Source organism: Pseudomonas lijiangensis, assembly GCF_018968705.1.
GTDB classification, from domain to species: Bacteria; Pseudomonadota; Gammaproteobacteria; order Pseudomonadales; family Pseudomonadaceae; genus Aquipseudomonas; species Aquipseudomonas lijiangensis.
The window spans coordinates 5,851,207-5,870,232 of sequence record NZ_CP076668.1 but is presented as its reverse complement, the minus strand read 5'-3'; the positions used below and the strand labels follow the sequence as shown (position 1 = coordinate 5,870,232).

20 protein-coding genes are annotated in these 19,026 nt (G+C 55.9%); all 20 read left to right on the top strand.

Features of this window, described 5'->3' with window-relative positions; all coding sequences use genetic code 11:
- Positions 1 to 585 precede the first annotated feature (585 nt).
- The 20 genes from rpmH to KQP88_RS25070 all read left to right on the top strand — a co-directional run bounded on the left by rpmH (position 586) and on the right by KQP88_RS25070 (position 19,022).
- On the top strand, positions 586 to 720 hold the full coding sequence (gene rpmH / locus KQP88_RS25165; RefSeq protein ID WP_002551315.1) for a 50S ribosomal protein L34: 135 nt from the start codon (positions 586 to 588) through the stop codon (positions 718 to 720).
- Between the two features lie 16 nt (positions 721 to 736).
- A complete protein-coding gene (rnpA, locus tag KQP88_RS25160) occupies positions 737 to 1,138 on the top strand; it encodes a ribonuclease P protein component (RefSeq protein WP_025257771.1) in 402 nt (133 codons plus the stop codon).
- Positions 1,131 to 1,376, top strand: a complete 246-nt coding sequence (gene yidD, locus KQP88_RS25155; RefSeq protein ID WP_038399718.1) for a membrane protein insertion efficiency factor YidD — start codon at positions 1,131 to 1,133, stop codon at positions 1,374 to 1,376. Before rnpA ends, yidD begins: the two co-directional genes overlap by 8 nt.
- A 2-nt stretch (positions 1,377 to 1,378) precedes the next feature.
- Positions 1,379 to 3,064, top strand: coding sequence for a membrane protein insertase YidC (yidC, locus tag KQP88_RS25150; RefSeq protein WP_216704508.1), 1,686 nt, complete (start codon positions 1,379 to 1,381; stop codon positions 3,062 to 3,064).
- Positions 3,065 to 3,142: 78 nt separating this feature from the next.
- The gene (mnmE, locus tag KQP88_RS25145; RefSeq protein ID WP_216704507.1) at positions 3,143 to 4,513 is read left to right on the top strand and encodes a tRNA uridine-5-carboxymethylaminomethyl(34) synthesis GTPase MnmE; all 1,371 of its coding nucleotides are present in this window, start codon (positions 3,143 to 3,145) and stop codon (positions 4,511 to 4,513) included.
- A 583-nt stretch (positions 4,514 to 5,096) separates the two neighbouring features.
- A complete protein-coding gene (gene mnmG / locus KQP88_RS25140; protein WP_200994423.1) occupies positions 5,097 to 6,989 on the top strand; it encodes a tRNA uridine-5-carboxymethylaminomethyl(34) synthesis enzyme MnmG in 1,893 nt (630 codons plus the stop codon).
- Positions 6,986 to 7,630: a 16S rRNA (guanine(527)-N(7))-methyltransferase RsmG gene (gene rsmG / locus KQP88_RS25135; RefSeq protein WP_162883174.1), complete on the top strand. Its 645-nt coding sequence runs from the start codon at positions 6,986 to 6,988 to the stop codon at positions 7,628 to 7,630. The genes mnmG and rsmG overlap by 4 nt, the downstream gene beginning before the upstream one ends.
- An 18-nt stretch (positions 7,631 to 7,648) precedes the next feature.
- Positions 7,649 to 8,440, top strand: a complete 792-nt coding sequence (locus KQP88_RS25130; RefSeq protein WP_201001373.1) for a ParA family protein — start codon at positions 7,649 to 7,651, stop codon at positions 8,438 to 8,440.
- 9 nt (positions 8,441 to 8,449) lie between these two features.
- Entirely contained in the window at positions 8,450 to 9,322 is an 873-nt protein-coding gene (locus KQP88_RS25125; protein WP_198723267.1) for a ParB/RepB/Spo0J family partition protein, read from the top strand.
- A 146-nt stretch (positions 9,323 to 9,468) separates the two neighbouring features.
- Entirely contained in the window at positions 9,469 to 9,876 is a 408-nt protein-coding gene (locus KQP88_RS25120) for a F0F1 ATP synthase subunit I (protein WP_025262620.1), read from the top strand.
- A 16-nt stretch (positions 9,877 to 9,892) separates the two neighbouring features.
- Entirely contained in the window at positions 9,893 to 10,762 is an 870-nt protein-coding gene (gene atpB, locus KQP88_RS25115; RefSeq protein WP_200994421.1) for a F0F1 ATP synthase subunit A, read from the top strand.
- Between the two features lie 153 nt (positions 10,763 to 10,915).
- Positions 10,916 to 11,173, top strand: coding sequence for a F0F1 ATP synthase subunit C (gene atpE / locus KQP88_RS25110; RefSeq protein ID WP_002555987.1), 258 nt, complete (start codon positions 10,916 to 10,918; stop codon positions 11,171 to 11,173).
- Positions 11,174 to 11,230: 57 nt separating this feature from the next.
- Entirely contained in the window at positions 11,231 to 11,701 is a 471-nt protein-coding gene (locus KQP88_RS25105; protein ID WP_025262618.1) for a F0F1 ATP synthase subunit B, read from the top strand.
- A 12-nt stretch (positions 11,702 to 11,713) separates the two neighbouring features.
- Positions 11,714 to 12,250 carry a F0F1 ATP synthase subunit delta gene (locus tag KQP88_RS25100; protein WP_025262617.1) on the top strand — a complete coding sequence of 179 codons (537 nt, stop codon included), beginning with the start codon at positions 11,714 to 11,716 and terminating at the stop codon, positions 12,248 to 12,250.
- Between the two features lie 21 nt (positions 12,251 to 12,271).
- Entirely contained in the window at positions 12,272 to 13,816 is a 1,545-nt protein-coding gene (atpA, locus tag KQP88_RS25095; protein ID WP_025262616.1) for a F0F1 ATP synthase subunit alpha, read from the top strand.
- A gap of 50 nt (positions 13,817 to 13,866) precedes the next feature.
- A complete protein-coding gene (gene atpG / locus KQP88_RS25090) occupies positions 13,867 to 14,727 on the top strand; it encodes a F0F1 ATP synthase subunit gamma (RefSeq protein ID WP_025262615.1) in 861 nt (286 codons plus the stop codon).
- 27 nt (positions 14,728 to 14,754) lie between these two features.
- Positions 14,755 to 16,131, top strand: coding sequence for a F0F1 ATP synthase subunit beta (atpD, locus tag KQP88_RS25085; RefSeq protein ID WP_200994420.1), 1,377 nt, complete (start codon positions 14,755 to 14,757; stop codon positions 16,129 to 16,131).
- A 44-nt stretch (positions 16,132 to 16,175) separates the two neighbouring features.
- Entirely contained in the window at positions 16,176 to 16,601 is a 426-nt protein-coding gene (locus tag KQP88_RS25080; protein WP_025262613.1) for a F0F1 ATP synthase subunit epsilon, read from the top strand.
- A gap of 108 nt (positions 16,602 to 16,709) precedes the next feature.
- Positions 16,710 to 18,077 carry a bifunctional UDP-N-acetylglucosamine diphosphorylase/glucosamine-1-phosphate N-acetyltransferase GlmU gene (gene glmU, locus KQP88_RS25075; RefSeq protein WP_200994419.1) on the top strand — a complete coding sequence of 456 codons (1,368 nt, stop codon included), beginning with the start codon at positions 16,710 to 16,712 and terminating at the stop codon, positions 18,075 to 18,077.
- 177 nt (positions 18,078 to 18,254) lie between these two features.
- Positions 18,255 to 19,022 carry a DeoR/GlpR family DNA-binding transcription regulator gene (locus tag KQP88_RS25070; RefSeq protein WP_095068088.1) on the top strand — a complete coding sequence of 256 codons (768 nt, stop codon included), beginning with the start codon at positions 18,255 to 18,257 and terminating at the stop codon, positions 19,020 to 19,022.
- Positions 19,023 to 19,026: the final 4 nt, after the last annotated feature.

Below are 19,026 nucleotides of genomic sequence, written 5' to 3'. Positions count from 1 at the left end.
GGATATCCCCTAAGTCGAAAGCCGGTGAGGCAAAAACATCCGCCATTGTAACGATCAGACGCCGACTTATCCACATGTAGGTTGCTCACAAACAAGGAGAAAACCGGCTTTTATTCGTTGAAAAGGCGACAGACGGTAGTCGGATAAGCTCTGTGGATAAACCGGCCTCAGCTCATTGCATAAGTCACGGTGAAACTCTGTGGATAACCAGCCTGTGGATAACAAGGCATTCCATACACAGCTTTTCCGAGGTCACAGCACAGGCAGAACACCGTTTCTCGACAGTCTTATGATCTTATGTACACATTGATTTTAAAGGTCTTGGCTTGGTTATCCACAGGTAGAGTCGTCCCTAGCCTTTATAAGCTCTACAGAAAAGCTTTAAATATTCGCTCTTTTTATTTCTATAACTGATTTCCCTCAGGTAACCCTCGAACCGGCTGAGGAAGGCGTAACGAGCTGTAAGGAAGTAGATAAAGGAAAAGCTGGTTGGAAATTGACCTGCACGCTTGCTTTCTCTAGAATCCCCGGTCTCTTAAAACGGGGGCCATTCCGGCCCGTAGTGGACGAACCAGGTAACACGCCATGAAACGTACTTTCCAACCCAGCACTATCAAGCGCGCCCGCACCCACGGTTTCCGTGCCCGTATGGCCACCAAGAACGGCCGTGCAGTCCTGTCGCGTCGTCGCGCCAAAGGCCGTAAGCGTCTGGCAGTTTGATAAATCGGCACTGGTGGTGAGTCGAGACTTCAGTCGGGAAAAGCGTTTGCTGACTCCCCGGCATTTCAAGGCAGTCTTTGACTCCCCTACCGGCAAGGTTCCGGGGAAAAATCTCCTGCTCCTTGCTCGCAACAACGACCTTGATCATCCCCGCCTGGGGCTGGTGATAGGTAAAAAGAGCGTAAAACTCTCCGTTGAGCGAAACCGCTTGAAACGCCTCATGCGCGAATCATTTCGCCAACACCAGGATAATCTGGTCGGTTGGGATATCGTGATCGTCGCGCGTAAGGGTCTGGGTGATATAGAAAACCCGGAATTGATTCAGCATTTCGGCAAGCTCTGGAAACGTCTGGCGCGTAGCCGACCTACTCCAGAAGCAAAACCCGAAACTGCAGGGGTAGACAGTCCAGATGCGTAAACTGGCACTCGTTCCGATCCAGTTTTACCGCTATGCCATTAGCCCGCTGATGGCCAGTCACTGTCGTTTCTACCCCAGTTGCTCCTGCTATGCGTATGAAGCCATCGATAATCATGGCCTTTTACGCGGCGGCTGGCTGACACTTCGTCGTTTGGGCCGCTGTCATCCGTGGAATCCCGGTGGTTATGACCCGGTTCCACCTGTCCCCACCTCCCGTTCTTCTTCGATGGCCGAGTAATCATGGATATTAAACGCACGATCCTGATCGTCGCCCTGGCAATCGTGACCTACGTCGGGGTTCTGAAATGGAACCAAGACTACGGCCAGGCTGCCATGCCGACCCAGAATGTTGCAGCCAGCACAACCGCACCGGCTATACCGGATACGGCTGCTGGTACTAATGGTTCTGCAAATGCCGATGTTCCAAGTGCTACAGCGACCACTGCCGCAGCGCCTCTGGAAACTCCAGTCGCACCGAGCAAGGACCTGATTCAGGTCAAGACCGACGTGCTCGATCTGGCGATCGATCCGGTAGGTGGTGACGTCGTTCAACTTCGTCTTCCACTGTATCCACGTCGTCAGGACCGCCCGGATGTTCCATTCCAGCTGTTCGACAACGGTGGCGAGCGTACTTTTCTGGCACAAAGTGGCCTGACCGGTACCAACGGACCTGATGCACGTGCTGCCGGTCGTCCGGTTTATTCGTCTGCACAGAAGACTTATCAACTGAACGATGGCCAGAACGATCTGGTCGTCGAGCTGAAATTCGCTGATAACGGCGTCAACTACATCAAGCGCTTCACCTTCAAGCGTGGCCTGTACGATGTTGTTGTCACCTACGTTGTGGATAACCAGAGCGCTCAGCCATGGGCGGGTAATCTGTTTGCACAACTGAAGCGCGATGCCAGTTCCGATCCGTCTTCGACTACTGCCACCGGCACGGCCACCTATCTGGGTGCAGCCCTGTGGACAGCTGCAGAGCCGTACAAAAAAGTGTCGATGAAAGATATCGACAAGGCTCCGCTGAAAGAAACAGTACAAGGTGGCTGGGTTGCATGGCTTCAACATTACTTCGTGACGGCCTGGATTCCAAGCCATGGCGACAGCAATGCCGTTCAGACACGTAAAGACAGCCAGGGCAACTACATCATCGGTTTCACTGGCCCGACCCTGTCGGTTTCTGCCGGTGGCAAAGGTGAAACCAGCGCTACGTTGTATGCAGGTCCGAAAAGCCAGGCGGTACTCAAAGAGTTATCCCCAGGCCTGGAATTGACTGTCGACTACGGCTTTCTTTGGTTCATTGCCCAGCCAATCTTCTGGCTGCTGCAACATATCCACGCCATTGTGGGTAACTGGGGCTGGTCGATCATCTTCCTGACCATGCTGATCAAGGGCCTGTTCTTCCCACTGTCGGCTGCCAGCTACAAGTCCATGGCGCGTATGCGTGCCGTAGGTCCGAAGCTGACTGCGCTGAAAGAACAGTATGGCGACGATCGTCAGAAAATGTCCCAGGCAATGATGGAGCTGTACAAGAAAGAAAAGATCAACCCGCTGGGTGGATGCTTGCCGATTCTTGTCCAGATGCCGGTTTTCCTTGCGCTGTACTGGGTACTCCTGGAAAGCGTGGAAATGCGTCAGGCTCCATGGATACTGTGGATAACCGACCTGTCGATCAAAGACCCGTTCTTTATCCTGCCGATCATCATGGGCGCTACCATGTTTATCCAGCAGCGTCTGAACCCGACTCCTCCGGATCCGATGCAGGCTAAGGTCATGAAAATGATGCCTATCATCTTCACGTTCTTCTTCCTGTGGTTCCCTGCCGGTCTGGTTCTGTACTGGGTTGTGAACAACACCCTGTCGATTGCACAGCAGGCCTACATCACTCGCAAGATCGAAGCATCTACCAACAAAGCTGCTGCCTGATCTAACCTGTGAACAAGTTTTACAAAGCGCCCCCTCGTGGGGCGTTTTGCTATCTGTCAGTTGCCCAGGAGCCGGACCATGAACGTCCCTCGTGAAACCATCGCCGCCATCGCCACCGCTCAAGGTCGCGGTGGTGTAGGCATCGTGCGCATATCCGGGCCTTTGGCAGGCAAGGCTGCCCAGGCAATCATTGGACGCACGCCAAAACCACGATTTGCCCATTACGGTCCTTTCGAGGATGAAACAGGCCAGGTCATCGACGAAGGAATCGCGCTTTATTTCCCAGGCCCCAACTCCTTTACCGGTGAAGATGTCCTGGAGCTTCAAGGCCACGGCGGTCCCATTGTTCTGGATATGTTGCTGCAGCGCTGCCTGCAGCTGGGCAGTCGTCTGGCTCGGCCGGGAGAGTTCAGCGAGCGGGCTTTCCTCAACGACAAGCTGGATCTGGCTCAGGCCGAAGCCATTGCGGACCTGATCGAAGCCAGTTCTGCACAGGCTGCGCGTAATGCCCTTCGCTCCTTGCAGGGTGTTTTTTCCCAGCGTGTGGATAACTTGACCGAAAAGCTGATCAGCCTGCGGATCTATGTAGAGGCGGCTATCGACTTTCCCGAGGAAGAAATCGACTTCCTTGCCGATGGCCATGTGCTGAGCATGCTCGATGAGGTGCGTGACGAGTTATCCACAGTGCTGCGCGAAGCAGGGCAGGGCGCATTGCTGCGTGACGGCATGACTGTCGTGATCGCCGGTCGCCCCAATGCCGGAAAATCCAGCCTGCTCAATGCTCTGGCGGGCAGAGAGGCCGCGATCGTCACCGAGATTGCCGGCACGACACGGGATGTATTGCGCGAACATATCCACATAGACGGCATGCCGCTGCATGTCGTGGATACAGCCGGCTTGCGCGATACCGACGATCAGGTAGAGATCATCGGTGTACAGCGTGCCCTCAAGGCCATTGGCGAGGCTGATCGCATCTTGCTGGTAGTCGACGCTACTGCGCCTGAAGCAACCGATCCTTTCGCCCTGTGGCCTGAATTCCTGGAGCAACGCCCTGATCCAGCCAAGGTTACGCTGATCCGGAACAAGGCCGATCTCAGCGGCGACCTGATTGGCCTGGAAACCAGTGCCGATGGCCATGTCACGATCAGCCTGAGCGCCAAGGCCGGTGGAGAAGGCCTGGAGCTGCTGCGTGAACACCTCAAAGCCTGCATGGGTTATGAACAGACCTCTGAAAGCAGCTTCAGCGCACGTCGACGCCATCTTGAAGCGCTGCGCCATGCCAGTGACTTCCTGGAACATGGCCGCGCGCAATTGACACTGGCGGGCGCAGGCGAGCTATTGGCCGAAGACCTGCGCCAGGCTCAGCAGGCGCTGGGTGAAATTACCGGAGCCTTCAGCTCGGACGATCTGCTTGGCAGGATCTTCTCAAGCTTCTGCATCGGTAAATAATCCCGCACACATTGCTTGAACAGCCCGGTGCAATGCCGGGCTTGCGTCTCAGACCTCACAATAAAGCCCTCGATCAGCCTCTCTTATCCACAAAGGGAAGCTTTGCTGTGCCTCCCTCACTACCGCCTGTCGCTCAGACAACATCATTCTGTGTACTCACAGCCTGTGAATTCCACCTTCAGGAAGCAATTTATGTGAATTAAGCCCTGTGAATAACTGCTTCTGAGCTCAGTTGATAAGTGGGGTCGAAAGCTGAAGATAAACCCGTCTGTGGACAAGTTGTCATTTAATCCACAGGCTCAAGACGGTTATCCAAAGGCCTCATTGGCACATGAACACAGACTTTTGAAACGCTGTACACATTGATATATATGGCCTGTAGAGCTTTATCCACAGAAAGGTGGTTCAGTAAGAATAAACATAAAAACAAGGTTTTATAAGATTTCTTTCCTTTTTAATTTCTTTATTCGCCAGTTTTCCACAGCTGGTTAAATTTTGTGCAACGGGTTTCTTTCAGGTGGGTGTATTCCCTATACTTGTCAGCTATCCCAATTTCCCATCGACAACAGGCACGAGGTGCGTGGTGGATTTCCCTTCCCGTTTTGAAGTGATCGTCATCGGTGGCGGTCATGCCGGTACCGAGGCCGCACTTGCGTCGGCACGCATGGGTGTCAAAACCCTATTGCTGACGCACAACGTGGAAACGCTCGGTCAGATGAGCTGTAACCCTGCTATTGGCGGTATTGGCAAAAGTCATCTGGTCAAGGAAATCGACGCCCTTGGCGGTGCGATGGCAATGGCTACCGATAAAGGCGGCATCCAGTTCCGCGTATTGAACAGCCGCAAAGGGCCAGCAGTACGAGCGACACGCGCCCAGGCAGACCGTGTTCTATACAAGGCAGCCATTCGCGAAATCCTCGAAAACCAGCCGAACCTGTGGATATTTCAACAATCCTGTGACGACCTGATCGTCGAGCAGGACCAGGTTCGCGGTGTCGTCACGCAAATGGGCCTGCGTTTCATGGCCGACTCCGTGGTTTTGACCACAGGTACGTTCCTGGGCGGACTTATCCACATCGGTATGCAGAACTATTCCGGTGGTCGCGCTGGAGATCCGCCTTCGATTGCCCTGGCAAAACGGTTACGTGAATTGCCGCTGCGCGTGGGTCGACTGAAAACCGGAACACCGCCACGCATCGATGGCCGTTCCGTGGATTTTTCGGTAATGACAGAACAACCGGGCGATACGCCTATCCCGGTCATGTCGTTCCTGGGTTCAAAGGAGCAGCATCCAGCGCAGGTCAGTTGCTGGATTACGCACACCAACGCACGGACTCACGAAATCATTGCCTCCAACCTTGATCGTTCACCAATGTACTCCGGTGTGATCGAAGGTATCGGCCCGCGTTACTGTCCTTCGATCGAAGACAAGATCCACCGCTTTGCCGACAAGGAAAGCCACCAGGTCTTCATCGAGCCGGAAGGTCTGACTACCCACGAGCTGTATCCGAACGGTATTTCGACTTCGCTGCCATTCGACGTGCAACTGCAGATCGTTCGCTCGATTCGCGGTATGGAAAATGCGCACATCGTTCGTCCCGGTTACGCCATCGAATACGATTACTTCGACCCGCGGGATTTGAAGTACAGCCTGGAAACCAAAGTCATCGGCGGTCTGTTTTTCGCAGGTCAGATCAACGGCACCACTGGCTACGAAGAGGCCGGTGCACAAGGTCTGCTGGCCGGAACCAACGCTGCGCTTCGTGCACAGGGCAAGGAAAGCTGGTGCCCGCGCCGTGATGAAGCGTATATCGGCGTGCTGGTTGACGACCTGATTACCCTCGGCACCCAAGAGCCGTACCGGATGTTCACATCCCGTGCCGAATACCGTCTGATCCTGCGTGAAGACAACGCCGATTTGCGTCTCACGGAAAAAGGTCGCGAACTGGGTCTGATCGACGATGCCCGCTGGGCGGCGTTCTGCACCAAGCGTGAGAACATCGCGCTGGAAGAACAGCGTTTGAAAAGTACCTGGGTCCGCCCGGGCACAGAGCAGGGCGATGCGATTGCCGCACATTTCGGCACGCCGCTGACCCACGAATACAATCTGCTCAACCTGCTGACTCGCCCGGAAGTCGATTATGCGAGCCTGATTTCCCTGACAGGTCAGGGTTGCAGCGACCCTCAAGTCACCGAGCAGGTCGAGATCAAGACCAAATACGCCGGTTACATCGAACGTCAGCAGGATGAAATTGCCCGTCTGCGAGCCAGCGAAGATACAAAACTGCCGGAAGACATCGATTACACGACAATTTCCGGTCTGTCGAAAGAGATTCAAGGCAAGCTGGGGATAACTCGTCCCGAGACCCTGGGACAGGCATCGCGTATTCCTGGCGTAACGCCGGCGGCGATTTCCCTGTTGATGATTCACTTGAAAAAACGCGGCGCGGGCCGTCAGTTGGAGCAAAGCGCTTGAGTTCTATGGTTACTCCGCAGCATGCTCAGGAATTATCCACAGGTGCCCGGGAACTGGGTGTGGATCTGAGTGAAAAACAGCATGGCCAGTTGCTGGCTTACCTTGAGCTGTTGATAAAGTGGAACAAAGCCTACAACCTGACGGCTGTGCGCAATCCGGACGAGATGGTTTCGCGGCATTTGCTCGACAGCCTGAGCGTCGTACCCTTCATCGAAGGGCCACGCTGGCTGGACGTTGGTAGCGGTGGCGGAATGCCTGGCATTCCCTTGGCTATCATGTTTCCAGAGATGAAAGTTTCGCTTCTGGACAGCAATGGCAAGAAAACCCGGTTCCAGACTCAGGTCAAACTTGAGCTGAAACTCGACAACCTCGAAGTTATCCACAGCCGTGCAGAAGCTTATCAGCCAGATGTGCCGTTTACGGGGATTGTTTCCCGGGCATTCAGCAGTCTGGAAGACTTTACCGGGTGGACTCGCCACATGGGCGACACCGATACACGTTGGCTGGCAATGAAAGGGCTGCATCCGACCGATGAACTGGTAGCATTGCCGGCAGACTTTCATCTCGATAGCGCACAAGCCTTGACCGTTCCAGGTTGCCAAGGCCAACGCCATCTGCTGATACTGCGCCGCACGGCATGACTGGGAACACAAGCAAGAATGGCTAAGGTATTCGCGATAGCGAACCAGAAAGGTGGTGTGGGTAAAACCACCACCTGTATCAACCTCGCAGCGTCACTGGTTGCAACCAAGCGACGCGTGCTGTTGATCGATCTCGACCCTCAGGGCAACGCGACCATGGGCAGTGGTGTGGATAAACACACCCTGGAAAACTCGGTATACGACTTGCTGATCGGTGAATGCGATCTGGCCGAGGCGATACAGTTTTCCGAACATGGCGGTTATCAACTGCTGCCAGCCAACCGTGACCTTACGGCTGCCGAAGTGGTGTTGCTGGAAATGCAGATGAAGGAAAGCCGCTTGCGCAATGCGCTGGCGCCGATCCGGGAAAACTACGATTACATTCTCATCGACTGCCCGCCGTCGCTGTCGATGCTGACCCTCAATGCCCTGGTGGCTTCCGATGGGGTAATTATCCCCATGCAGTGCGAGTACTTTGCGCTGGAAGGTCTCAGCGACCTTGTGGATAACATCAAGCGCATCGCAGAACTGCTCAACCCTCAACTGAAAATCGAAGGGTTGTTGCGCACGATGTATGACCCGCGCCTGAGCCTGATCAACGATGTTTCCGCGCAGCTCAAGGAGCATTTCGGCGAACAGCTCTACGACACGGTCATTCCGCGCAACATCAGGCTCGCCGAGGCGCCGAGCTTCGGCATGCCGGTGCTGGCCTATGACAAGGCTTCCCGCGGTGCGCTGGCTTACCTGGCCCTGGCGGGTGAACTGGTACGTCGTCAACGTCGCAGCTCGAAAGCCGCGCAGCCAACCTAAGGAATTCCCATGGCCGTCAAGAAACGAGGTCTCGGACGTGGGTTGGACGCACTTCTGAGCAGTCCAACCGTCAGTTCGCTGGAAGAACAGGCCGTCAAGATCGATCAGCGTGAGCTGCAGCATGTCCCTCTGGATCTGATCCAGCGTGGCAAGTACCAGCCGCGTCGCGATATGGATCCCCAGGCGCTTGAAGAACTTGCCCTGTCGATCAAGTCCCAGGGCGTGATGCAGCCGATCGTGATCCGTCCGATTGGCGACAACCGCTATGAAATCATCGCCGGTGAGCGTCGCTGGCGTGCCAGTCAGCAGGCAGGTGTAGAGACGATTCCGGCTATGGTCCGCGAAGTCTCGGATGAAAACGCCATCGCCATGGCGCTGATCGAGAACATCCAGCGCGAAGACCTGAACCCTATCGAAGAAGCGATGGCGTTGCAGCGCTTGCAGCAGGAGTTCCAACTGACTCAGCAGCAGGTCGCCGATGCGGTGGGCAAGTCGCGAGTCAGCGTGGCCAACCTGTTGCGTCTGATCGCCTTGCCGGACGTGATCAAGACCATGCTGTCCCACGGTGACCTGGAAATGGGTCATGCACGTGCATTGCTCGGTTTGCCCGAAGAAAGGCAGGTCGAAGGTGCGCGACATGTTGTCGCACGCGGCCTGACTGTGCGTCAGACCGAAGCCCTCGTCAGGCAGTGGCTCAGCGGCAAGCCTGCTCCTGTCGAGGCCGTCAAGACAGATCCCGATATCAGTCGGCTGGAACAGCGTCTCGCCGAGCGGCTGGGCTCTGCAGTCCAGATTCGTCATGGGCAGAAGGGAAAAGGGCAATTAGTCATCCGTTACAACTCGCTGGACGAGTTGCAAGGTGTGCTCGCTCACATTCGCTGAAACAATTGCTCTGTAGCGTATAGTCGGAAATCACTACCTTACGGTTGAATAGGGGCTTAACCGCCCCTATACTCTGCGCGCATTTTGTCGGCACAAATTATGCCAAGTTATTGCTTGTGGCGACCGACATTCAAGGAGCAGTTGCGATGGAATCACGCATGCCAGACCGCTTGCCGTTCCATCGGCTAGCGGTTTTTCCGGTATTGCTGGCTCAATTGATTGTCCTGCTGCTGGCCGCTCTGGCGCTCATGCAGTGGAATGGAGTCGTAGCGGGATACTCAGGGCTGTGTGGTGGCCTGATAGCGTGGCTGCCCAATTTGTACTTTGCTCACAAGGCTTTCCGGTTTTCCGGGGCCAGAGCAGCGCAAGCCATCGTCCGGTCATTTTATGCCGGCGAGGCAGGCAAACTGATTTTGACGGCAGTGCTTTTTGCATTGACGTTCGCAGGTGTGAAGCCATTGGCGCCGCTAGCTGTATTCGGCGTGTTCATGTTGATCCAGGTGGTCAACTGGTTCGCTCCCCTGCTAATGAGAACAAGACTTTCGAGACCTTAGGGCGTTTGAGGCAAAAATGGCAGAGCAAACAGCTTCGGGCTATATCCAGCACCACTTGCAGAACCTGACATTCGGTCAGCTACCCAACGGCAGCTGGGGCTTTGCCCATACCGCAGCAGAAGCAAAGGAAATGGGCTTTTGGGCTTTCCACGTCGATACTCTCGGCTGGTCGGTCGCACTGGGCCTCATTTTCGTTCTTATCTTCCGCATGGCAGCCAAGAAGGCAACTTCCGGCCAGCCTGGCGCTCTGCAGAACTTCGTCGAAGTTCTGGTCGAGTTCGTCGATGGCAGCGTGCGTGACAGCTTCCACGGCCGTAGTGCGGTGATCGCTCCCCTGGCCCTGACCATTTTCGTCTGGGTGTTCCTGATGAACGCCGTCGACCTGGTTCCGGTTGACTGGATTCCTCAGTTGGCGATGCTGATCTCGGGCGACGAGCACATTCCTTTCCGTGCTGTTCCGACCACTGACCCGAATGCCACCCTGGGCATGGCTCTGTCGGTCTTCGCACTGATCATTTTCTACAGCATCAAGGTCAAGGGCATCGGTGGTTTCATCGGCGAACTGACCCTTCACCCGTTCGGCAGCAAGAACATCTTCGTTCAGGCGCTGCTGATCCCGGTGAACTTCCTGCTTGAATTCGTGACACTGGTAGCCAAGCCGATTTCGCTGGCACTGCGTCTGTTCGGCAACATGTACGCTGGCGAGCTGGTATTCATCCTGATCGCGGTCATGTTCGGCAGCGGCCTGCTCTGGCTCAGTGGCCTGGGTGTGGTTCTGCAATGGGCGTGGGCTGTCTTCCACATCCTGATCATCACCCTGCAAGCGTTCATCTTCATGATGCTGACCATCGTTTACCTGTCGATGGCTCACGAAGATAACCATTAAGATTCGCCATCCGGCGCATCTGATGACCCTCTTGCCATTGGTGAGAGGGAGCCGCAAGCGGGAAACCGCAAGGGCTGATGTAACAAACGATTTTGCTTTACCGCTTTAATCTAAGAAAACCTAACCAATACGACGTAAAAGTCGGGAGGAAAGATGGAAACTGTAGTTGGTCTAACCGCTATCGCTGTTGCACTGTTGATCGGCCTGGGCGCACTGGGTACTGCAATCGGTTTCGGCCTGTTGGGCGGTAAGTTCCTGGAAGGCGCAGCGCGTCAGCCAGAAATGGTTCCAATGCTGCAAGTTAAAATGTTCATCGTTGCGGGCCTGCTCGACGCCGTTACCATGATCGGTGTTGGTATCGCTCTGTTCTTCACCTTCGCGAACCCCTTCGTTGGTCAGCTCGCTGGCTAATCGCTCGAATTTTCGAGTTGATTGGTGTGATGGACAACGAACGAGCGAGGTGTTGGCGTGAATATTAATGCAACCCTGATTGGCCAGTCCGTTGCGTTCTTCATCTTTGTGCTGTTCTGCATGAAGTTCGTGTGGCCTCCGGTCATCGCGGCTTTGCACGAACGTCAGAAGAAGATCGCGGATGGACTGGACGCTGCTACACGAGCAGCTCGCGACCTGGAGCTGGCCCAAGACAAAGTGGGTCAACAACTGCGCGAAGCTAAAGCTCAAGCAGCCGAAATCATTGAGCAAGCCAAGAAACGCGGTACTCAGATTGTCGACGAAGCCCGTGAACAGGCTCGCGTCGAAGCTGACCGTGTGAAGGCTCAGGCTCAGGCCGAGATCGAGCAGGAACTGAACAGTGTCAAAGACGCTCTGCGCGCCCAGTTGGGTAGCCTGGCAGTCAATGGCGCCGAGAAGATCCTGGGTGCCACAATCGATCAAAACGCGCACGCGGAGCTGGTTAACAAACTGGCAGCTGAAATTTAAGCGAGGGCGATCATGGCAGAACTGACCACGTTGGCCCGACCTTACGCTAAGGCGGCCTTCGAGCACGCGCAGGCCCACCAGCAACTGGCCAATTGGTCAGCCATGCTCGGCCTGGCTGCTGCGGTGTCGCAAGACGACACCATGCAGAGCCTGCTCAAGGCCCCGCGACTGACGAGCGCACAAAAGGCCACCACTTTTATTGAAGTGTGTGGCGACAAGTTCGATGCCAAGGCACAGAATTTCATCCACGTCGTTGCTGAAAACGACCGTCTCCCGCTTCTGCCGGAGATCGCCGAACTGTTCGACCTGTACAAGGCCGAGCAGGAAAAATCGGTCGATGTGGATGTCACCAGTGCTTTTGCATTGAACCAAGAACAGCAAGACAAACTCGCCAAGGTTCTCAGTGCACGGCTCGGCCGGGAAGTGCGCCTGCATGCTGCGGAGGATGCCACCCTTATCGGTGGTGTCGTTATCCGCGCCGGCGACCTGGTTATCGATGGCTCAGTTCGCGGCAAGATCGCGCAACTAGCCGAAGCATTGAAATCTTGAGTTTGAAGGGGCAGCAGAGCAATGCAGCAACTCAATCCTTCCGAAATAAGTGAAATCATCAAGGGTCGCATCGAGAAGCTCGATGTAACCTCCCAAGCCCGCAACGAAGGCACAGTCGTCAGCGTGTCTGACGGTATCGTGCGGATTCACGGTCTTGCCGACGTAATGTACGGCGAAATGATCGAGTTTCCGGGCGGCGTCTTCGGTATGGCGCTGAACCTTGAGCAAGACTCTGTCGGTGCCGTTGTACTGGGCGCCTACACGACTCTGGCTGAAGGCATGAGCGCCAAGTGCACCGGCCGCATCCTCGAAGTTCCGGTTGGTAAGGAACTGCTGGGTCGCGTTGTCGACGCACTGGGTAACCCTGTTGACGGTAAAGGTCCGCTGAACAACACCGAGACCGATGCGGTCGAGAAAGTTGCTCCAGGCGTGATCTGGCGTAAGTCGGTCGATCAGCCAGTGCAAACTGGCTACAAGGCCGTCGACGCAATGATTCCAGTCGGCCGTGGCCAGCGTGAGCTGATCATCGGTGACCGCCAGATCGGTAAAACCGCCATGGCAATCGACGCGATCATCAACCAGAAAAACAGCGGCATCTTCTGCGTCTACGTTGCAGTTGGTCAGAAGCAATCGACCATCGCCAACGTTGTTCGCAAGCTCGAAGAAAACGGTGCACTGGCTAACACCATCATCGTTGCTGCAAGTGCTTCCGAATCCGCTGCGCTGCAATTCCTTGCACCGTACTCGGGTTGCACCATGGGCGAGTACTTCCGTGACCGCGGTGAAGACGCGCTGATCGTTTATGACGATCTGTCCAAGCAAGCAGTGGCTTACCGCCAGATTTCCCTGCTGCTGCGCCGTCCACCAGGCCGTGAAGCCTACCCAGGTGACGTGTTCTATCTCCACTCCCGTCTGCTGGAGCGCGCATCGCGTGTTTCCGAAGAGTACGTAGAGAAGTTCACCAACGGCGCAGTGACCGGCAAAACCGGTTCCCTGACTGCACTGCCGATCATCGAAACCCAGGCTGGCGACGTTTCCGCGTTCGTTCCGACCAACGTGATTTCCATCACCGACGGTCAGATCTTCCTGGAATCGGCCATGTTCAACTCCGGCATCCGTCCGGCAGTGAACGCCGGTGTTTCGGTATCCCGTGTAGGTGGTGCCGCACAGACCAAGATCATCAAGAAGCTTTCCGGTGGTATCCGTACCGCTCTGGCTCAGTACCGTGAACTGGCTGCATTTGCCCAGTTCGCTTCTGACCTGGACGAAGCGACCCGCAAGCAGCTTGAGCATGGTCAGCGCGTTACCGAGCTGATGAAGCAGAAGCAATACGCGCCGATGTCCATCGCTGATATGTCGTTGTCCCTGTATGCCGCTGAACGTGGCTTCCTGGTGGACATCGAGATTCCAAAAATCGGCAGCTTCGAGCAGGCTCTGATTGCTTACTTCAACCGCGATCACGCCGACTTGATGGCGAAGATCAACGTGAAGGGTGACTTCAATGACGAAATCGACTCTGGCCTCAAAGCCGGTATCGAGAAGTTCAAGGCCACCCAAACCTGGTAAGCCGCAGCGGGAGCCGAGAGGTTCCCGCTTGCTAACCTGATAGGTGTTACATGGCAGGCGCAAAAGAGATTCGCAGCAAGATTGCGAGCATCAAAAGCACGCAAAAGATCACCAGCGCCATGGAAAAAGTGGCGGTCAGCAAAATGCGCAAGGCTCAGTCGCGCATGGCTGCTAGCCGTCCTTACGCGGAGCGCATCCGCCAGGTGATTGGTCATCTTGCCAACGCCAACCCGGAGTATCGCCACCCGTTCATGATCGAGCGCGAAGTAAAGCGTGTCGGTTATGTCGTAGTGAGCAGTGACCGTGGTTTGTGCGGTGGCCTGAACACCAACCTGTTCAAGGCTTTGGTCAAGGACATGGCGGTAAACCGTGAAAACGGCGTAGAGATCGATCTGTGCGTGGTCGGCAGCAAAGGTGCGGCATTTTTCCGCAACTTCGGCGGTAACGTCGTCGCTGCGATCAGCCACCTGGGCGAAGAGCCGTCGATCAATGATCTGATCGGCAGCGTCAAGGTGATGCTGGATGCCTACCTGGATGGTCGAATTGATCGCCTGTCCGTGGTATCCAACAAGTTCATCAACACCATGACCCAGCAGCCAACGGTGGAGCAATTGATTCCGCTGGTGGCAACCCCGGATCAGAAACTCAAGCACCACTGGGACTATCTCTACGAACCCGATGCCAAAGAGCTGCTTGACGGCTTGATGGTTCGCTACGTTGAGTCGCAGGTGTACCAGGCGGTGGTCGAGAACAACGCTGCTGAACAAGCTGCGCGGATGATCGCGATGAAGAACGCCACAGACAACGCCGGTGATTTGATCAGCGATTTGCAGCTGATCTACAACAAGGCGCGTCAGGCAGCGATCACCCAAGAGATCTCGGAAATCGTCGGCGGCGCTGCCGCGGTTTAACGGTTCAAATATTAGAGGAACCAGCTAATGAGTAGCGGACGTATCGTTCAAATCATCGGCGCCGTGATCGACGTGGAATTCCCACGCGATAGCGTACCGAGCATCTACAACGCGCTGAGTGTACAAGGCGCGGAAACCACTCTTGAAGTTCAGCAGCAGCTGGGCGACGGCGTGGTTCGTACCATTGCAATGGGTTCGACCGAAGGCTTGAAGCGCGGTCTGAACGTCAATGACAGCGGCACAGCCATTTCCGTACCGGTCGGTAAAGCGACTCTGGGCCGGATCATGGACGTCCTGGGCAACCCGATCGACGAAGCCGGTCCTATCGGTGAAGAAGAGCGTTGGGGCATTCACCGTCCTGCGCCGTCCTTCGCTGAACAGGCGGGTGGCAACGATCTGCTGGAAACAGGCATCAAGGTTATCGACCTGGTTTGCCCGTTCGCCAAGGGCGGTAAAGTCGGTCTGTTCGGTGGTGCCGGTGTAGGCAAAACCGTAAACATGATGGAACTGATCCGTAACATCGCCATCGAGCACAGCGGTTATTCCGTGTTCGCCGGTGTGGGTGAGCGTACTCGTGAGGGTAACGACTTCTACCACGAGATGAAGGACTCCAACGTTCTGGACAAAGTGGCACTGGTTTACGGTCAGATGAACGAGCCACCGGGAAACCGTCTGCGCGTTGCTCTGACCGGCCTGACCATGGCCGAGAAGTTCCGTGACGAAGGTAACGACGTTCTGCTGTTCGTCGACAACATCTATCGTTACACCCTGGCCGGTACCGAAGTATCCGCACTACTGGGCCGTATGCCTTCCGCAGTAGGTTACCAACCGACCCTGGCTGAAGAGATGGGTACTCTGCAAGAGCGCATCACTTCCACCAAAAACGGTTCGATCACCTCGATCCAGGCGGTATACGTACCAGCGGACGACTTGACCGACCCGTCGCCAGCGACCACGTTCGCCCACTTGGACGCAACTGTCGTACTGTCCCGTGACATCGCTTCCCTGGGTATCTACCCAGCGGTAGACCCACTGGATTCGACTTCGCGCCAGCTGGACCCGAACGTCATCGGCCAGGAACACTACGACACCGCTCGCGGCGTTCAGTACGTGTTGCAGCGTTACAAAGAGCTGAAAGACATCATCGCGATCCTGGGTATGGACGAGCTGTCGGAAACCGACAAGCAGTTGGTAAACCGTGCTCGTAAGATCCAGCGCTTCCTGTCGCAGCCGTTCTTCGTGGCTGAAGTCTTCACTGGTGCATCGGGTAAATACGTTTCCCTGAAAGACACCATTGCTGGCTTCAAAGGCATCCTCAACGGTGACTACGACCACCTGCCAGAACAAGCGTTCTACATGGTCGGCGGCATCGAAGAAGCGATCGAGAAAGCCAAGAAACTGTAATCCCGGCGCCCGGAAACGGGCGCTAATTAGGTTGAGGCAAGCAAATGGCTATGACAGTCCATTGCGACATCGTCAGCGCGGAAGGGGAAATCTTCTCCGGTCTGGTCGAGATGGTGATTGCGCACGGCAACCTGGGTGATCTCGGTATCGCTCCAGGCCACGCGCCTCTGATCACCAATCTGGTCCCGGGCCCGATCCGCTTGATCAAGCAGGGTGGGGAAGCCGAGGTGTTCTACATCTCCGGTGGTTTCCTCGAGGTTCAGCCGAACATGGTCAAGGTGCTTGCCGATACTGTGCAACGTGCTGCCGACCTGGACGAAGCTTCTGCTCAGGCCGCCGTCAAGGCTGCCGAGAAGGCCCTGAACGAAAAAGGCGCGGACTTCGATTACGGATCTGCGACTGCTCGTCTGGCCGAGGCTGCAGCTCAGCTGCGCACCGTTCAGCAAATTCGCAAGAAGTTCGGCGGCTAACCCCGCTGGCTTGATGCGCGATTGAGTAAAAGGGTAGCCTCGGCTACCCTTTTTCTTTTTTCCGAATCAGTCCGTTCCGGGCTGGTTGCCGCTCAGTTGGTAGTCCTCATGTCTCTCGATATCGTTATTCTTGCCGCTGGCCAAGGTACCCGGATGCGTTCGGCCTTGCCTAAAGTCCTGCACCCTGTTGCAGGTAACTCCATGCTGGGTCATGTTATCCACAGCGCACGACAGTTATCCCCAAATGGCATTCATGTGGTGATCGGTCATGGCGCAGATGCCGTACGCGAACGCCTGGCAGCGGATGACCTGAATTTCGTCATGCAGGACAAGCAACTGGGCACAGGCCACGCAGTTGCCCAGGCAGTACCGCAACTGAGCGCTGATACCGTGCTGATTCTTTACGGTGATGTCCCGCTGATCGAGGTTCAGACCCTGCAGCGTCTGTTGGCACTGGTTACCCCGCAGCAGTTGGGCCTGCTGACCGTGACGCTGGACGATCCGACAGGCTATGGCCGCATCGTTCGCGACGCCGAGAACCGGGTCTGTGCCATTGTCGAGCACAAGGATGCCAGCGAAGCCCAGAAGGCGATCAACGAAGGCAATACCGGCATTCTTGCAGTGCCTGGCAAGCGTCTGGCCGACTGGCTCGGGCGTTTGTCCAACAACAACGCCCAGGGCGAGTATTACCTGACGGATGTTATCGCCATGGCGGTCAGTGACGGTCTGGTGGTTGCCACCGAACAGCCTCACGACGCGATGGAAGTGCAGGGCGCCAATGACCGCAAGCAATTGGCGGAACTGGAGCGTCATTATCAGTTGCGTGAAGCCCGTCGCGTGATGGCTGCCGGCGTAACCCTGCGTGACCCGGCACGTTTCGACGTGCGTGGCGAGGTGACGGTTGGCCGTGATGTGCTGATCGATATCAACGTGATTCTTGAAGGTCGCGTGATCATTGAAGATGACGTGGTCATCGGCCCGAACTGCGTCATCAAGGACAGTACCCTGCGCAAAGGTGTCGTGCTCAAGGCCAACAGCCACATCGAAGGCGCGATTCTGGGCGAGGGCAGTGACGCGGGTCCATTCGCTCGCCTGCGTCCTGGCAGTGTTCTGGGTGCCAAGGCCCATGTGGGTAACTTTGTCGAACTCAAGAATGCTCACCTTGGCGATGGTGCAAAAGCCGGCCACCTGACTTATCTGGGCGATGCCGAAATCGGTGCGCGCACCAACATCGGTGCCGGGACCATCACCTGCAACTACGATGGTGCCAACAAGCACAAGACCATCCTGGGTGAGGACGTCTTCATCGGCTCCAACAACTCGCTGGTTGCACCTGTGGATATCTCTTCAGGAGCCACAACTGCAGCGGGTTCCACCATCAATCAGAACATTCCGGCCGAACAGTTGGGCGTCGCTCGTGCACGCCAGCGCAACATCGAAGGCTGGAAGCGTCCGGTAAAGGTCAAGAAGCCCTGAGGTTATCCACAGACTGGGCTGGAACCCGATTTGTGGGAGGGAGCTTGCTCGCGACGGCCGTTGTCGTTACCCAGGCTCCTTCGACTCAGACTGAAGATGATTAATACGGCTTGACCCGGTTCCGATAATAAGGTTTTATTGCTTTCGTTATCTTTTGAATCGAAACTTAAAGCCAAAATGTCGAAACGTAATACGCCTCAACGTCGCCACAATATCCTCGCCTTGCTCAATGAGCAGGGCGAAGTCAGTGTCGATGATCTGGCCCAGCGCTTTGAAACTTCGGAAGTTACGATTCGAAAGGATCTGGCCGCTCTCGAAAGCAATGGCTTGCTGCTACGCCGTTATGGTGGTGCAGTCACCTTGCCCCATGAATTGATTGCCGAAAGCAGCCAGCCTGTTTCCCGATACAAGCAGGCCATTGCCCGGGCGGCAGTGACGCGAATTCGCGAACATGCCCGCATCATTGTGGACAGTGGCAGCACCACCGCTGCGCTGATCCCCGAACTGGGCGCCCAGCCGGGCCTTGTTGTGATGACCAACTCCCTGCATGTGGCGCGAGCTCTGGCCGAGCTTGAGCATGAGCCGGTGCTGTTGATGACCGGTGGAACCTGGGACCCGCACTCCGAATCCTTCCAGGGACAGGTGGCTGAGCAGGTTCTGCGCTCCTACGACTTCGATCAGTTGTTCATTGGTGCCGACGGCATCGATCTGATTCGCGGTACCACCACCTTCAATGAGTTGCTGGGCCTGAGCCGGGTCATGGCTGAAGTTGCCCGGGAAGTGGTGGTCATGGTCGAAGCCGACAAAGTCGGTCGCAAGATTCCCAACCTGGAACTGCCCTGGAGCAGTATCCATACCCTTATCACAGATGAGCGCCTGCCCGATGAGGCACGCGAACAGATAAAAGCCCGCGGCATTACCCTGATTTGTGCCGCTGTCAGCTAGGAGA

Coding starts and splice junctions, on each gene's coding strand:
- rpmH (WP_002551315.1), top strand. CDS start 586: ATGAAACGTACTTTCCAACCCAGCACTATCAAGCGCGCCCGCACCCAC.
- glmU (WP_200994419.1), top strand. CDS start 16,710: ATGTCTCTCGATATCGTTATTCTTGCCGCTGGCCAAGGTACCCGGATG.
- atpA (WP_025262616.1), top strand. CDS start 12,272: ATGCAGCAACTCAATCCTTCCGAAATAAGTGAAATCATCAAGGGTCGC.
- KQP88_RS25130 (WP_201001373.1), top strand. CDS start 7,649: ATGGCTAAGGTATTCGCGATAGCGAACCAGAAAGGTGGTGTGGGTAAA.
- yidD (WP_038399718.1), top strand. CDS start 1,131: ATGCGTAAACTGGCACTCGTTCCGATCCAGTTTTACCGCTATGCCATT.
- atpD (WP_200994420.1), top strand. CDS start 14,755: ATGAGTAGCGGACGTATCGTTCAAATCATCGGCGCCGTGATCGACGTG.
- KQP88_RS25120 (WP_025262620.1), top strand. CDS start 9,469: ATGGAATCACGCATGCCAGACCGCTTGCCGTTCCATCGGCTAGCGGTT.
- KQP88_RS25125 (WP_198723267.1), top strand. CDS start 8,450: ATGGCCGTCAAGAAACGAGGTCTCGGACGTGGGTTGGACGCACTTCTG.
- atpE (WP_002555987.1), top strand. CDS start 10,916: ATGGAAACTGTAGTTGGTCTAACCGCTATCGCTGTTGCACTGTTGATC.
- mnmE (WP_216704507.1), top strand. CDS start 3,143: ATGAACGTCCCTCGTGAAACCATCGCCGCCATCGCCACCGCTCAAGGT.
- KQP88_RS25100 (WP_025262617.1), top strand. CDS start 11,714: ATGGCAGAACTGACCACGTTGGCCCGACCTTACGCTAAGGCGGCCTTC.
- atpG (WP_025262615.1), top strand. CDS start 13,867: ATGGCAGGCGCAAAAGAGATTCGCAGCAAGATTGCGAGCATCAAAAGC.
- KQP88_RS25070 (WP_095068088.1), top strand. CDS start 18,255: ATGTCGAAACGTAATACGCCTCAACGTCGCCACAATATCCTCGCCTTG.
- atpB (WP_200994421.1), top strand. CDS start 9,893: ATGGCAGAGCAAACAGCTTCGGGCTATATCCAGCACCACTTGCAGAAC.
- yidC (WP_216704508.1), top strand. CDS start 1,379: ATGGATATTAAACGCACGATCCTGATCGTCGCCCTGGCAATCGTGACC.
- KQP88_RS25080 (WP_025262613.1), top strand. CDS start 16,176: ATGGCTATGACAGTCCATTGCGACATCGTCAGCGCGGAAGGGGAAATC.